The sequence below is a fragment of the Rhodobacter calidifons genome (assembly GCF_011174775.1).
In the GTDB taxonomy this organism is placed as follows: Bacteria; Pseudomonadota; Alphaproteobacteria; order Rhodobacterales; family Rhodobacteraceae; genus Tabrizicola; species Tabrizicola calidifons.
This window is the reverse complement of sequence record NZ_JAANHS010000011.1, coordinates 75,351-89,474: the sequence shown is the minus strand read 5'-3', so window position 1 is coordinate 89,474 and position 14,124 is coordinate 75,351. Positions and strand designations below refer to the sequence as shown.

The window sequence follows — 14,124 nt, the reverse complement described above, 5'->3', positions numbered from 1 at the left end:
GGGGGTCAGGCCAGCGGGTCGGCCGTGGTGTAGTGAAGGATCACCGGGATCACGGCCGCCTTCAGGCTGGCCGCGCCGTCGATGGGCAGATCGACCGGGCGCGGGGCTTCAGCCTCGATCCAGTCGCACCGCCCGCCCAGTGTGCGGTCGGCAGAGATGGCCGCACCGATGCTGGCGCAGAGCGCGGCGAAGGTCGCGTCACGGTCTGCGCCCTGCACGACCGCCTCGATCTCGGCCCGGTGCTGGTAATGGTACCGCAGCGGCGAGAGCGTGACCTCGGGCTCCCCCGGCTCGCCATCGCGCAGGATCAGCAGGCCAGCGGCGGGCACGCGCTCGGGCAGTACCTCGCCGCGCAGGGCGGTGGCTGGCAGCGCCGAGAGCCGCGCGTGCAGCGCGGCGAGGATGGTTTCGCGATGAGTGGGCATTGATCGCTACTCTGCGAGAAGCCAGAAAAGGCTAGACCTACTCGCGCTACAAAGTGAGAATTGGTGGACAAGAAGGAGAGTTTCAGGTGCCAAGCGGCCGTCCTGCTAAGGTTGATCACGTCCGAGATGCGTTTCTTTCAGAGATCGCCGCGGCGGCTTCTCTGGTCGCTGCGATACAAGCATTGCCAACGAGAGTCCGTCCATCCAGCAACCCAGGAATACACCCAAAGTACGTCGGCCAGGTCGTTGAACTCGCATTCATGGGCGTCGTGGCAAGCTGGGAGGAGTTCATTGAACGCTCTCTCGTCAGGTTTCTGACAGGCGCGAGGACAAACAACGGTTATACGCCGACACTCAAGGCAGGTAAGGCGGATACCATCCAACACGCCTACGAACTTCTCTCTCTCGACCCGGATTACAAACCAGACAGGTCATACTTGAAGGTTTCGGATCCAAAGTGGGTTCGCAAGGTCGCAGATTTCTATTTCTCAGCGCACTCTTTTTCAGCTCTCCAGAACGCATCGGATCTGGTAAAGCACGCGAACGCCATCAGAAATCGCGTTGCGCATGACTCAACGAAGTGCAAGGCCGATTTCAAGGCGACAGCAATCCATTTCCTTCAACCAGCCAATGGGCAGCTAAAGCAAGGCTACGGGGCTGCTGCCCTCCTGCAAGCGCCTGTTCAGCGGCACTTCGGACAACAAGCGATTCAGCAAAACAAGACTCACTTCATTGCCTACTGTGATTTCTTTCGAGATATGGCCTCGAAGATTGTACCTCCATGATACCTATTAGAATTTCGCCTCCACCCAGTTCGCCACGATCAGCCCCGGCACGCTATTCAACGCTCGGTCCGCGTCGCGCGCGAGGTCCAGCCGCTTCGGCAACTTGACCTGCGGTACCAACAGGAAGATAGGCGCGGTGACCTTACCGCGTCCGGTCTTCGAGCGCGACACCACCGCCTGACCCTTCGTGTTCAGCCGCCCCTCCGCCACCAGCAGGCTCGGACCGGTGCGGCGATAGACGAAATGTAGGCGCAGCCCGCGCCGTCGTTCCCATTCGCCGGGCGTGATCCGGCCGCCGCGCAGGGATTTGCCTGCGGCGGGCAGTGGGATCGTCAGCCAGAAGCCGTTCTTCGACCGGATCAGCGGGCCTGTGTCATGGGCGCCGATGATGACCGGGGCCTTCGACCACACCAGCGCCGCCGCGCTCAGGCGGGGCTTGCCCTTGGGGAACTGCTCTGACCGGATGGTTCGGGCGAGCCGAGCTCCGAGACCCGCGCTAGTAATCTGTGCGCGCCAGGCGTCCTTCAACTCGGTCCCGGCCTCCCTGATCGCGGCCAAGACGGCGCGTTCGCCCGCCGCCACCTCGGCTGCCACCATCGCGACGATGTCGGGATCGATATCGAGCTTCAGTTTCACGCAGGCCTCAGATCGACGGTCCAGACCAGCCGCTCGCGGTCACGGGCGGGCTCGCCTTGGATGAGGAAGGCATCACCGTCGATCACGATGCGGTCGCCGGGGCGCGGGTTCGCCACCTCGACCACGCGCAGGTCGATTCGGGTGGTCTCGGACCAGAGCCGGGCGTCGCCGAAATCGGAGATTACATCGGCGCGCCGGGCGACGACGCGCACGAGGACTGGCGCGCCGCCGTCGGCGATGTAGACCGCGTCCCGGCCGATGTTCGGATCGGCGAAGAGTGCGCCGACGGCGGCGGCGAAGGCGCTCATCAGAAGGCCGCGTTCAGGCGCACCCGGCCGATGGTGTCGCCCGCGCCGCTGGCCACTGCCTCGGTCGCGACACCGATGAGGGTGTTGTCGGTCGCGACGGTGGTGCAGCGCTTGTTGGTGTTGTCCCAATAGACCTTGGCGCCCGCGGTCCAGGCCTGGGAGCCGACCTTGGTCAGATCGAACACGCCGACGAGCGCAGCCTCGACAGCCTCGCCGAGGGCGGCGGTGCCGGAGGCCACGCCGAAGATGGAGCCGACGAGCAAGCCATCGCCCGAGGCGACGGCGTAGGGTGCGGTCAGGGTGATGGTGTTGCCGGGCTGGACGTAGGTTTTCATGGGGAGGATCCTTGTGGAACGACGAAGGGCGGCCCGTCAGGACCGCCCGCGTGTCAGGGTTCAGCATGTTGGAATGCGGGTTACGCGCCCGGGTTCTTGTAGAGGCCGCGCCAGTCGATGGCCTTGGCGCCGAAATCGAGGCGGCACTTGATCTCGACCCCGTCGACGTCGAAGCCGTTGCGCGTCTCGATGTAGGCGCCCTGCTGACCCTCGAGATAGGCGTACTCGATGGTGTCGATCTGGTTCGGGCTCGCGGCCAGATACCAGGCGGTTTCGCTGGCGGCATCGAGCCGGGGTTCGCTGATCGGAGCGAGCGTGCGGATCGACTGCGGCACCACGCTGGACGTCGCGGCGGGCACGAGGTTCTGGGCCACCAGCTGCTCGGCCCTCAGTTCCAGCGAGGCGGGCACGATCATGAAGGCGGGGCGGACATTCAGCACCGTCTTCTTGTCGAGGCCGGTCTGCTTGGCCATCGCCGCCCGCGCCGCGCCGACGCTGCCGACATCGAGCGCAGCCCCGGTGCCGGCGAGGTTCTTGTGCGTGGTGTGGAACAGCGCGTTGCCATCGGCCATCGCCGGATTCGCGGTGATGATGCCCCAGACCACGTCGCTTTCCAGCTGGGCGATGGAGTTGCCGTACATGGGTGAAGGCGTCGAGATCGTCGTTGATCAGCACCTGACGGGTGATGGCGACGACACGGCCATAGGTCTTGACCTTGTAGCTTTCCTTGCTCTCACCGAGCGTGCCGCGCTTGAACTCGCCGCTCTCGCCGACCTCCAGCAGTTGCGGGGCCTCGCCCAGCTGGACGCGGTGCATGGACTTGAAGTCGGTGGCCAGCACCTGGCGGCAGAACAGCATGAAGGTGCGGGGATAGGCCTCGTAGGCCTGCCGCAGGGTCTTGTTGGTGACCGCCGACAGGATCTCGGGGAAGTCGGAGGTCGAATGCAGCGCCCGCGTCGCCACCTCGTCGCGCGAGAGCCCCCGCGTGTTCACCCCCGCATTGCCAAGGCTTTCGCGGGCCAGTTCCAGCAGGGTCATGCCGCGATACTGGCGCGCGGCGTCCTCCAGCTGGAACAGCGTCGGGCTGTAGCGATGCAGCAGCGCGTTCGCCACCGCGTCGCGGCGGGTGATGCGCTCGTCCCGGCCGCCGAGGGGTACAGAGACATGCGGGAAGGTCCGAGTTTCGTCGGATTTGGCCGCAACCTGATCGAGGATCAGGCGGCGGGACTCATCGACGCTGACGCCGCGTTTCACCAGATCCTCGGCGAAGCTGCGCTCGAGGTTCAGGCGGCCGGTCAGATCGTAGATGGTCGAGACGCGGTCGCGTTCGGCCTCGCGGGCACGGGTCGCGATGGCCTCGCTGTCAGGCGCGGGCGCTGCCTGCGTCTTCGGCTGGCTGCGCGTCTCACTTGCGTGGACCTTCGGTTCGCTGGCCGCGACCTTCGGGTCGGACGCAGCCGTTTTCGGCTCGGTCATGGGGGTATCCTCGGTATCATTCGGCTCGGTCGGCTGGGTGGTAGCGGAAGTTGCGGCGTCACTCGCCGGGGTCTTGTCGGTCATCGGGGATGCTCCTTCTTGCGTGGGGGCGTCCCGGCGATGGAGGACGCAGTCGTGATGTTCGCCCTTGGCGCGGAAGCCTGCGGCTGGGTCGGCGCCGACCGGCACGGCCGAGACCTCGAACGGGGTCCAGTCCACCGCCCGCCAGAGCTCGCGCCCGCCATCGGGCTTGGAGATGTCGAAGCGGTGGACCTGATAGCCGATGGAGACGGCCCGGATGTGCCCGGCCTGGATGTCGCGCCAGATCGGCTCGACATCCGCGCGGTCGCTGATCCGCACCAAGACTATCACGCTCCACATCCCGTTCCGCGTCGTGAAACGCGGCGGGCGGAAGGAGATGCAATTGCCGGACAGCGCCGCGCAACCGCGTCGAACGGATAACACGCTGGTCAAGGCGCTGGCGCGCGCGTTCCGCTGGAATCGCATGCTGGACTCGGGCGAGTTCACCACCATCGCCGAACTGGCTGAGCGCGAAGGGATCGCCTCCTCCTACCTGACGCGTGTCCTGCGCCTGACCCTGCTCGCACCGGACATCGTCGAAGCAATACTTGACGGCAGACACGGGCCAGCGGTGACGTTGGCGCGCGTCCTGGAGCCGTTCCCACTAGCTTGGAACGAGCAGCATGACGCGGTCGGAACGGCATCATCGCGCGACGGCAACAAGCCGGTCCTTTCCCCGAGCCGTTCAATCGGTTAGTAAAATCGGAGAGTTGGGGCCGTCAGCACAGTGCTCGATGCCCTGCACATTCATTCTATGACAGGCGCGACATTGGCAAAACTAACTCTCGAAAAACTTGAACGCCACCTGTTCGCGGCCGCCGACATCCTTCGCGGCAAGATGGATGCGTCGGAGTTCAAGGAGTACATTTTCGGAATACTGTTCCTGAAGCGATGCTCCGACGTGTTCGAGCAGCAGCGCGAGAAGATTCTGAAGGAACAACGTGCGCTTGGCCGATCAGAAACGGAGGCCCTGCAGCGCGCAGATCATCCGTCCTCCTACACCAAAACCTTTTTCGTTCCTCCAGTCGCCCGCTGGGACCGACTCTTGAACGACGTCCACGCCAACGTCGCCAACGAGTTGAACAAGGCTCTCGAGGGGCTCGAGAACGAGAACCACAACGCCTTGAGGGGCGTGCTGGGGCACATCAATTTCGCCCGGAAGGTTGGCGAGTCGGAGATCCCGGACGAGAGGCTTCGCCGTCTCATCAGCCACTTCAACAAGTACCGGCTTCTGGACGAGGATTTCGAGTTTCCGGACCTGCTCGGCGCTGCGTACGAGTATCTGATCAGCGAATTTGCTGACTCTGCCGGCAAGAAGGCCGGCGAGTTCTATACGCCGCGTGGCGTGGTGCAGCTGATGGTCCGCATCCTCGATCCGCAGGGCGGCACATCGCTTTACGATCCCACTTGCGGCAGCGGCGGCATGCTGAACCAGGGTTACGAATACGCCCTGCAGCACGACGGTCGGCGCTTGAGCCTCTATGGCCAGGAGGACAACGGCGCGGTCTGGGCCATCTGCCGGATGAACCTGCTACTCCACGGCATCCCTGACGCCGACATCCGGAACGGCGATACACTCGTTGATCCGAAGCACATCGAGGACGGCCGCCTCATGCGGTTCGACCGGGTGATCGCCAATCCGCCCTTCAGCCAGAACTACACCAAGCGCGGGATTCAGTTCGGCGACCGCTTCCGATTTGGCTGGTGTCCCACGACGGGCAAGAAGGCCGACCTGATGTTCGCCCAGCACATGTTGGCCAGCCTCAAGCAGACCGGAAAGATGGCCGTGGTCATGCCGCACGGCGTGCTGTTCCGCGGCGGCGAAGAAAAGAAGATCCGGATCGCGCTGCTCAAGGAGGACTGCATCGAGGCCGTGATCGGCCTGCCGCAGAACCTCTTCTACGGAACCGGCATCCCGGCCTGCATCCTTGTGATGCGCCACCCGGACGGGAAGCCGGACGCGCGCAAGGGCAAGGTGCTCTTCATCAACGCGGACCGCGAGTATCGCGAAGGGCGCGCACAGAACTTCATGGACCCGGAGCACATCGAGAAGATCGTCAGCGCCTACGACGCGTTCGCTGACGTGCCCGGCTTCGCGGCGGTCATCGACAACACGGCCATCATCAAGGACGAAGCCGGCAACCTGAACATCCGGCGCTATGCCGACAGCAGCCCGCCGCCCGAGCCCCACGACGTGCGCGCCCACCTCCATGGCGGCGTGCCGAAACGGGAAATCGTGAGCATCCGCTCGCATGCGCAGGCACAAGGCTTCGACGTCGACACGCCGTTCGTCGACCGCGATGCGGACTACGCCGAGTTCGCGGACACCGTCGAGAAGCGCGCCGATATCAGGGCACTCGTCGAGTCGGACCTTGGCGTCGCGACCCGGCAGGGTGAGATGGTCGCGGCCTTCGATGCCTGGTGGTCGTCGGCGCGGTCCGGGTTGGCGGAGCTTCCCGAAAGCAAGCGCCTGATGCCGCTACGCCGCGAGATGCTCGACAGCTTCGAGCCCGCCATGCTGCCGGTCGGCTGCCTCGACCGCTATGCGCTGATGGGCTCCATCGCGGGCTGGTGGGACGAAATCCGCTACGAGCTGCGCGTCATCGTCGAGAACGGGTTCGCCGAACTGGTCGACGGCTGGGTCGAGACATTGCGCTCGGCGCTGGAGGATGAAGACGCCGATGACGACGAGGACAGCGACGCCAAGAAGACCGTGAAGGTCACGCTGGAGGAGCTGCTCGCCCATCCCTTCGTGCGCCATCGCATGGCGGACTACGTCACCGAACTGTCCGCCGCGCAGGCCGAAGTGGAGCAGATCAAGGCCGAGAAAGAAGCCTGGGAGACGGGCGACGGGGTCGAGGGCGCCGAGGATTGGCTGGACGGGGCCGAGGAAGGCAGCAACCTCGCCAAGGAACTGGAAAAGCGGCGCAAGGAACTGCGCGCCGAAATGAAGGATGATGACAAGCGCCGGAAGGAGCTGGTGAAGACGACGGGCACCGGCAAGCCGTCCAAGGGCTCCATCGACTGGATGCGCGCGCAGGGCATGGATGTGCGGGAGTTCGAGGCCGAACTGGCAGCCATCGAACGCCGCCTCGCGCCGCTGTTCGAGGAAGCCGAGACCATCGACGCCATGCTCGCCCCCTATGAGGCGATCAAGGAAGAGCTGAAGGAGGCGCGCGCCACGCTGCGGCGACTGAAGGCCGCTTTTGTCGAGCGGTTGACGGCTGCACGGGCCGAACTGGACGACGATGATTGCCGCGAACTGGTTCTCGACATCGACCGCGAGCGGCTACTCGACCGGCTCGAGCGCGCCCGCGTCCGCCGGGTCGGTGTTCTGGTGGCCGACCTGGAGCGGCTCTGGGACAAGTATCGTGTCAGCCTCGCGAGGATCGGGAGCCGGAGGGCGGACGCGACGGCGCGGCTTGATGGATACCTGAAGGAACTCGGGTATGCGTGAAGATCCCACGATCAGGATAGGAGACCTAGCTGATGGGGTCAGGGGTGTCTCTTATCGCCCGGAGCATCTGCAAGAAGACTTTGGACGGGATCGAACGGTTCTCCTTCGCTCCACGAATATCCAAGATGGGCAGCTAGATTTTACATCTATACAGATCGTGCCGAGCTACTTGGTCAAACCCGCTCAGGCCGTTGGAGAGGGCGACCTTGTCGTTTGCATGTCGAACGGATCGAAGGCGCTTGTTGGCAAGGCGGCGCGATACAAGGGCGAGTACGGCGCGCCACTCACTGTGGGGGCCTTCTGCTCAGTATTTCACCCAAAGACCGAGAGCGACTCAGCCTTCCTGCGTCACGTATTCCAAGGCGAACAGTTTCGGCGAAGCATCGACATCATTCTTTCGGGAAGCGCTATTAACAACCTCAAGAACAGCGACGTCCAAGGAATTTCAATAACGGGCCACGGGCCGGCAGAGCGCGCAAAAATCGCCGACGTCCTCGACGCCATCGACGATGCGGTCCTCGAAACTGACGTCTTGATAGAGAAGCACGAGGCTATTCGGCTTGGTCTGCTAGACGACCTCATTTCAATTCCGGGCCAGATCGGGAGCTCGGACGCTCCAGATACTTTGGCTAGACTCGTCGCCGCGATCTCGTCCGGCTGCAGTGTGAACGCCGATGACCGGCCGCCCTCAGCGGGAGAATATGGCGTTCTGAAGACTAGCGCGGTCGGCGGCGGGCGCTTCAGGCCGCTTGAGTCGAAGGCGGTCTGGCCGCGCGAGGTCAGCCGCCTCAAATGCCCTGTCGAAGCTGGCCTGATCCTGTTCAGCCGCATGAACACGCCTCAGTTGGTTGGCGAAAACGCATTCGTGGATCAGGATCATCCGGGCCTGTTCCTGCCGGATCGTCTCTGGGCGGTCCGGGTGAAGGAAGACGACGGCATTCTGCCTGAATGGGTCGCCACCATCCTGCAGACCCGCCAGGCTCGCGCATTCATCACAGGGGAAGCGACCGGAACGAGCGGTAGCATGAAGAACATCGCCCGCAACTCGCTTCTTCGCCTGCCACTCAGGAAGCTACCGCATTCCGATCAGGTCGATGCCATGAAGGCGGTTCATGCGCTGCAGGCCGAGATCGACGCCCTGATATCCGAGCGCGAGAAGCTGGCGTCACTCCGGCTTGGTCTGCGAGACGACCTCCTCACTGGCCGCAAGCCTGTCGTGGCGATCCGGGAGGCTGCCGAATGAGCCAGCAGGACCGTCTGGACGAACTGAATGTCGTCGAACGCCCGCTCCTGCGCCAGCTGGGGGTCATGGGCTGGTCCCATGTCGAGGGCGCCGACGAGGACCCGAGCACCGGCCGCAAGGACTATCACCTGCTCGGCCGCGACACCTTCCAGCAGACGCTGCTGCGCGACCGGCTCGAGGCCGCGCTGCGCCGTCTGAACCGCAACGGCGACGGGTCCGAATGGCTGGACGAGCGCCGCATCAGCCAGGCGATCTCGCAGCTCGAGCGGCCGACCTCGCGGGACTTCATCGCGATCAACGAGGAACTGCACGACAGGATCGTGCGCGGCGTTAACGTCTCGGGTCCCGACGGCGAGCACGAACGCCGCGTGCGCTTCATCGGCTTCGAGCCGGGCGACGAGAACGAGTTCGTCGCGGTCAACCAGTTCCGCGTGGATCCGCCCGGCGCCGTCGGCGACCGCGGGTTCATCGTGCCGGACGTCGTGCTATTCGTGAACGGCCTGCCGCTGGTGGTGATCGAGGCCAAGAGCCCCGCTGTCACCGACCCCATCGCGACCGCCATCGACCAGATGCGCCGCTACGCCAACCGGCGAGTGCCCGAAAAGAATGAGGGCGCGGAGCGGCTGTTCTGGACGAACCACCTGCTCATCGCCACCGACTACTACGACGCCCGCGTCGGCTCGGTCACCGCACGGCCGGACGACTTCCTCCCGTGGCGCTCGGTCAAGCCGGTCGGCATCGAGCAGACGCGCGCCGCCATGGACGAGGTGTGCGGCGAGCTTGGCAAGGCGCCGGGCACGGATCTGGTGCAGCAGGAGGTCATGGCGGCGGGGCTACTGCGGCCGCAGTACCTGCTCGACGCGCTGCGCTCCTTCACCGTCTACATGACGACGGACGACGGCGTGCGCATCAAGGTGGTACCGCGCTACCAGCAGTTCCGTTCCGTCCACATCGCGCTGCAGCGCCTGCAGGAGGGCAAGACCCGCCGCCAGGATGGCATGAGCGACCGCCGGGGCGGCATCATCTGGCATACCCAAGGCTCGGGAAAGAGCCTGACGATGGTGTTCCTGGTCAGGAAGCTTCGGACGATCGCGGCGCTCCGACGGTTCAAGGTGGTCGTGGTCACCGACCGGACCGACCTGGAGGATCAGCTTTCCAAGACGGCGAAACTGGCCGGCCAGGTCATGCGGGTCGCGCGAAATGCCGATGGCGCAAAGACGCATCTGGGCCGGCAGGAGCCGGATCTCGTGTTCGTCATGATCCAGAAGCTGCAGGAGCGGAACGGCGAAGGTGATGAGCAGGAGATCGTGTTCGCGGCCGAGAACGACGAGCAGCCTGACGCCAAGGGCGAGAACCTGCTGCCAGCCAAGACCGACGAGCTGCGCTCCGGCAAACTGGTCGCGAAGATCGGCGAGCGAAAGGCGTTCCCCGTCTTGAACGAGAGCGAGGACGTCCTCGTCCTCATCGACGAGGCGCACCGCTCGCACACCAGCGGGCTCCACCAGAACCTGCTCGACGCTCTGCCCAACGCCGCGCGCATCGGGTTCACCGGGACGCCGATCGAAGAGAAGAACAAGAAGAAGACTCGGGAGATCTTTGGCACCTACATCGACCGCTATCTCCTCCGGGACGCAGAGGCCGACGGCGCCATCGTGAAAATCCTCTACGAGGGGAGGGAGCTGAAGGCCGACGTCACGGACAAGGGCACGCTGGACGGCTTGTTCGACGCCACCTTTGCCGGAAAGTCGGCCGACGAGCGCGAGGCGATCAAGGACCGCTATGCAACGCGTGCGCGTGTCCTCAACGCGGCTGACCCGCTGAAGGCCAAAGCGATCGATGTGCTCCGGCACTACATCGTCAACATTCTCCCCAACGACCTGAAAGCGCAGCTCGTCGCAGCGAGCAGGGAGTTGGCGGTTCAGTACGTCGACGCCTTGAATGACGCCCGCGACGAGATCGTTGCCGCCATCGAGGGCGCTGCGGACATCCTGAAGGATATCGCTCCGGAAGATGCGCAGGAGGCTGGCGGCGACGTGGCGTTCCTCTCCACGGCGCTGCCCTATCTGGACGCGATCAAGGCGCTCGAGTTCGCGGCGGTCATATCCGTGGACCACAACGACCTGCCACATCTGAAGGCTTGGGGCGGTGTTTCGGAGACGAAGCAGCGCATCGAACGCTTCAAGAAGCCGCTGTCCCAGGACGCGCTCGCGATCCTGGTGGTGAAAAGCAAGCTGCTCACCGGCTTTGACGCCAAGGTCGAACAGGCGATGTATCTCGACCGGGCCATATCGGGCGCCGAGCTGCTGCAGGCCATCGCTCGCACCAACCGGACGGCTGGGGAGGCCAAGCGCTTCGGTATCGTCGTCGACTACTACGGTGTCGGAAAGAACCTCGCGGACGCTTTGGCGATCTACGACGCGGAAGACCAAAGCGATCTGACCGGCGGCATCGGAAAGCCTGAAGACCTCTTGCCGGAGCTGCGGCAAGCGCGTGACGCAGTGGTCAAACACTTCTCCGATGTCGGGATAACCCTCGGGTCCGACCTGCAAGCCTACGTCGACACATGCGTAGCCAAGCTGAAGGACCAGAAGTTCCGGGCTAAGTTCCTCGTTCTCGTCAAGAAACTCGTCGGCTTGTTCGATGCCCTCATGCCGCGCCCCGAGGCACGACCATTCACGCGTGACGTGAAGATTTTCGCGTTTATCGCCAAGGCTGCGGCCAACCTTTACCGAGATCGTTCGCTCGACGTCCGGGGGGTCGCCCACAAGGTTCAAGCCATGCTCGATGCCTTCATCGAGGCGCACGGCATCGATCCGAAAGTACCTCCAATCGAGATCCTGGACCCGAACTTTGCCGCCGAGGTGGCGCGGAAACCGGGCGGTCGGGCGAAGGCAGCGGAAATGGAAAACGCCCTTCGCCACCACATTTCTATTTCCTTCGAGAAGGACCCTGCGAAGTACAAGACACTCAGCGATCGCCTTGAGGGCATCCTCACGAGCCACCACGAGGACTGGGATGAGATTGCCCGGCAACTTCAGGCGCTGATCGACGAAGCTACCGCTCGCTCTGGTGGCGGCTTCTCGGTCCACGGTCTTGAACCTCACACGGAAGCTCCGATCTTCGGCATCCTCCGCCTGCGCTATGGCAATGATGATCGAGATGCGGACTTGGCAGAGCTTTCCGCCAGGATCGTTCAGCACTTGCGAGAGGAAAGCGCTGTCTCAGGGTTCTGGGACAATCCGGTAAGCCAAGAGGCGGCCAGGCGCTGGATTTTCCAGCATCTCGACAACTGCAGTATCTTCGATTTCGGTGAATTGGACGCGATTTCTTCCGACTGCATGGGGGTAGCGAGGGCAAACCGAGCGGCATTCACCTCATGAGCGAAACGATCGAGATTGATGAGCTCGTCTTCTCAGTGAAGCGAAGCACAAGGCGGAGAACGGTCGGCGTTACGGTTGAACGAGACAAATCTCTCGTTGCTCATCTCCCGCAGGAAGTAGCGCTAGATGAGGCGACAAAGCTTATAGCCTCAAAGCTATTATGGGTTCACCAAAAGCTCGCTGAGCAGGGCGAAAGTGCGCGCGAGGATGTTTTTCGGATTGCAGAGTTTGTGGATGGCGAAGGCTTCCATCTGCTTGGGAAGCACTATCGCCTCAAACTCGTTGATGTTCCTAAAAATGTGACCGGTGTGCCGAGCGTCAGGTTCGAGGGCGATCGGCTTCTGTTGCGGCGAGAGCAAGCTGCCTCGGGGGGCAAGCGGATTGAAGAATACTATACTAGGGCGGCACATCCCTACCTGAATGAGACTGTTCAGAGGTGGAAAAGAATCGTTGGTGTGGAGCCCGGGCGCTTCGTCCAGGTAATGGATCTTGGATACAGGTGGGGCTCATGCAGCGCAGATGGGACATTGAACTTTCACTGGCGGACAATGCAGCTGCAACCCAGAATCATCGAATATATTGTCGTGCACGAGCTGGTGCACATCAAGGTTCCAAACCATTCAGAAAAATTCTGGAAAATGCTCAGTTCTGTCATGCCAGACTATGAAATTCGTAAAGCTTGGCTGAAGCAAAAAGGTGGCGAGCTTTGAAGGCATTGGCAAAAAATCGCGTGTTCTTTGACGCCCCTTCTAAATTGGCGGTTTAATTTAATCATTGGTCACCTTCATGAAGCCCCGCTCGATCAACATTTTCCTTCTCGACGGCGATCCGAACGGCATTCGGGTGGCACAGATCTCGATGTCAACTATCCAAGCCATCGCCTTTCGACGAAATCAGCTACGTCGGGTGCGGGAGGCTTTTCCCGAGATCGAACGGCCAGGCGTCTACATCCTCATCGGTGCCGATGAAGACGCGCAGGACCGGCAGCTCGCATACATCGGCGAGTCCGAAGGCGTCGGCGCTCGCCTATCGTATCACAACTCGAATGAAGCCGGTCGCGATGCCAAAGGCTTCTGGACCGACACGGTCGTGCTGATCAGCAAGGACGAGAACCTGACCAAAAGCCACGCGCGTTATGTGGAAGCCTGCCTGATCCGGGGCGTCGTTAGCAATCCCCGCTGGACCCTGCCCAACACTCGCACGCCCTCCGACGACGCGGGCAAGCTACCGCTCCCCGACCGCGCGGCCATGGACGAGTTCGTGGATCAGACGAAAACGCTGGTCGGAGCCCTCGGCTGGGATCTCTTCCGAGAAGTCCGCGGTCGAGCGGCGGAGCAGATCGCAGGGCGAGAACTGCCAGCGGCTGAAATCCATGAAAGCCCTAGGTTCTTCCTCCGAGGCGAGGGCTTCGCGGCAGAGATGGAGATTGGGCCCTCCGGGGATTTTGTCGTCACAGCAGGTTCGAAGGCAAGGGTCCGGACGACGCGAACGATACCGAGAGGGACCGTCACGCTCCGGAACACCCTTTTCGAGAAAGGCGTCCTCCGCGAAGAAGGCGATTTTCTTGTCTTCGCAAGCGCCTACAGCTTCACGTCTGCCTCTGCCGCAGCTGCGGCTGTCATTGGTGCGAGCGCCAATGGCCGGATCCTTTGGAAGCTCCCAGACGGACGCAATTATGCCGACTGGGAATCCTCTCAAGGCATGTCAGACTGCGCCTCCGAGTGAGGCCGCTCAAAGGCGGTAGCAAGTTGGATTTCCGTTCCATCTCGCTAATGCCACGCACGTCGAACCGCGTAGCGGACGCTCTCAAAAAGTTATCCGCTTTCAGTTACTTGCAAGAAATTCACCATAACCGCGCAGTCATCAGGTGCAGAGAATATCGGCCAGGAGAGACCGCTTTCGGGCCTCCTACCGCCGCAGTCGGTGCTCAGCCCCTCCCGCATAACCCTCGAATACAACGGAAAAATCCGGCAGGAGCCGGATGAAGAGAACGCTTTC

13 protein-coding genes are annotated in these 14,124 nt (G+C 63.0%); 8 read left to right on the top strand and 5 right to left on the bottom strand.

Translation table 11 applies throughout. From position 1 onward, the window contains the following. Positions 1 to 5: 5 nt before the first annotated feature. Positions 6 to 425 carry an acyl-CoA transferase gene (locus G8O29_RS14010; protein ID WP_166403846.1) on the bottom strand — a complete coding sequence of 140 codons (420 nt, stop codon included), beginning with the start codon at positions 423 to 425 and terminating at the stop codon, positions 6 to 8. Positions 426 to 511: 86 nt separating this feature from the next. Between G8O29_RS14010 and G8O29_RS14005 the strand changes: the two genes are divergently transcribed. After that, complete coding sequence (locus G8O29_RS14005; protein ID WP_166403845.1) at positions 512 to 1,210, top strand: hypothetical protein; 699 nt, start codon at positions 512 to 514, stop codon at positions 1,208 to 1,210. A gap of 6 nt (positions 1,211 to 1,216) precedes the next feature. On the opposite strand, the gene G8O29_RS14000 is transcribed toward G8O29_RS14005, so the two are convergent. The 4 genes from G8O29_RS14000 to G8O29_RS18910 all read right to left on the bottom strand — a co-directional run bounded on the left by G8O29_RS14000 (position 1,217) and on the right by G8O29_RS18910 (position 3,130). After that, positions 1,217 to 1,846, bottom strand: a complete 630-nt coding sequence (locus G8O29_RS14000) for a DUF6441 family protein (RefSeq protein WP_166403844.1) — start codon at positions 1,844 to 1,846, stop codon at positions 1,217 to 1,219. Then, the gene (locus tag G8O29_RS13995) at positions 1,843 to 2,154 is read right to left on the bottom strand and encodes a head-tail joining protein (RefSeq protein ID WP_166403843.1); all 312 of its coding nucleotides are present in this window, start codon (positions 2,152 to 2,154) and stop codon (positions 1,843 to 1,845) included. Before G8O29_RS13995 ends, G8O29_RS14000 begins: the two co-directional genes overlap by 4 nt. Then, complete coding sequence (locus G8O29_RS13990; RefSeq protein ID WP_166403842.1) at positions 2,154 to 2,489, bottom strand: DUF2190 family protein; 336 nt, start codon at positions 2,487 to 2,489, stop codon at positions 2,154 to 2,156. The genes G8O29_RS13995 and G8O29_RS13990 overlap by 1 nt, the downstream gene beginning before the upstream one ends. Positions 2,490 to 2,569: 80 nt before the next feature. Further along, positions 2,570 to 3,130: a phage major capsid protein gene (locus G8O29_RS18910; RefSeq protein WP_242679117.1), complete on the bottom strand. Its 561-nt coding sequence runs from the start codon at positions 3,128 to 3,130 to the stop codon at positions 2,570 to 2,572. Between G8O29_RS18910 and G8O29_RS18905 the strand changes: the two genes are divergently transcribed. The 7 genes from G8O29_RS18905 to G8O29_RS13955 all read left to right on the top strand — a co-directional run bounded on the left by G8O29_RS18905 (position 3,129) and on the right by G8O29_RS13955 (position 13,851). Further along, on the top strand, positions 3,129 to 4,427 hold the full coding sequence (locus tag G8O29_RS18905) for a hypothetical protein (protein ID WP_242679116.1): 1,299 nt from the start codon (positions 3,129 to 3,131) through the stop codon (positions 4,425 to 4,427). The genes G8O29_RS18910 and G8O29_RS18905 overlap by 2 nt on opposite strands. Continuing rightward, a complete protein-coding gene (locus G8O29_RS13980; protein ID WP_242679115.1) occupies positions 4,384 to 4,743 on the top strand; it encodes a hypothetical protein in 360 nt (119 codons plus the stop codon). Before G8O29_RS18905 ends, G8O29_RS13980 begins: the two co-directional genes overlap by 44 nt. 30 nt (positions 4,744 to 4,773) lie before the next feature. Then, positions 4,774 to 7,503 carry an N-6 DNA methylase gene (locus G8O29_RS13975; protein ID WP_367890182.1) on the top strand — a complete coding sequence of 910 codons (2,730 nt, stop codon included), beginning with the start codon at positions 4,774 to 4,776 and terminating at the stop codon, positions 7,501 to 7,503. Then, on the top strand, positions 7,496 to 8,746 hold the full coding sequence (locus tag G8O29_RS13970; RefSeq protein WP_207623829.1) for a restriction endonuclease subunit S: 1,251 nt from the start codon (positions 7,496 to 7,498) through the stop codon (positions 8,744 to 8,746). The genes G8O29_RS13975 and G8O29_RS13970 overlap by 8 nt, the downstream gene beginning before the upstream one ends. Beyond that, positions 8,743 to 12,126, top strand: a complete 3,384-nt coding sequence (locus G8O29_RS13965) for a type I restriction endonuclease subunit R (protein WP_166403839.1) — start codon at positions 8,743 to 8,745, stop codon at positions 12,124 to 12,126. The genes G8O29_RS13970 and G8O29_RS13965 overlap by 4 nt, the downstream gene beginning before the upstream one ends. Then, positions 12,123 to 12,836 (top strand): M48 family metallopeptidase, encoded by a 714-nt coding sequence (locus tag G8O29_RS13960; RefSeq protein WP_166403838.1) that lies wholly within the window; start codon positions 12,123 to 12,125, stop codon positions 12,834 to 12,836. Before G8O29_RS13965 ends, G8O29_RS13960 begins: the two co-directional genes overlap by 4 nt. A 76-nt stretch (positions 12,837 to 12,912) precedes the next feature. Further along, a complete protein-coding gene (locus G8O29_RS13955; RefSeq protein ID WP_166403837.1) occupies positions 12,913 to 13,851 on the top strand; it encodes a GIY-YIG nuclease family protein in 939 nt (312 codons plus the stop codon). The last annotated feature ends 273 nt before the right edge of the window (positions 13,852 to 14,124 follow it).

Coding starts and splice junctions, on each gene's coding strand:
- G8O29_RS14010 (WP_166403846.1), bottom strand. CDS start 425: ATGCCCACTCATCGCGAAACCATCCTCGCCGCGCTGCACGCGCGGCTC.
- G8O29_RS13995 (WP_166403843.1), bottom strand. CDS start 2,154: ATGAGCGCCTTCGCCGCCGCCGTCGGCGCACTCTTCGCCGATCCGAAC.
- G8O29_RS13990 (WP_166403842.1), bottom strand. CDS start 2,489: ATGAAAACCTACGTCCAGCCCGGCAACACCATCACCCTGACCGCACCC.
- G8O29_RS18905 (WP_242679116.1), top strand. CDS start 3,129: ATGGGTGAAGGCGTCGAGATCGTCGTTGATCAGCACCTGACGGGTGAT.
- G8O29_RS18910 (WP_242679117.1), bottom strand. CDS start 3,130: ATGTACGGCAACTCCATCGCCCAGCTGGAAAGCGACGTGGTCTGGGGC.
- G8O29_RS13980 (WP_242679115.1), top strand. CDS start 4,384: ATGCAATTGCCGGACAGCGCCGCGCAACCGCGTCGAACGGATAACACG.
- G8O29_RS13970 (WP_207623829.1), top strand. CDS start 7,496: ATGCGTGAAGATCCCACGATCAGGATAGGAGACCTAGCTGATGGGGTC.
- G8O29_RS13965 (WP_166403839.1), top strand. CDS start 8,743: ATGAGCCAGCAGGACCGTCTGGACGAACTGAATGTCGTCGAACGCCCG.
- G8O29_RS13960 (WP_166403838.1), top strand. CDS start 12,123: ATGAGCGAAACGATCGAGATTGATGAGCTCGTCTTCTCAGTGAAGCGA.
- G8O29_RS13955 (WP_166403837.1), top strand. CDS start 12,913: ATGAAGCCCCGCTCGATCAACATTTTCCTTCTCGACGGCGATCCGAAC.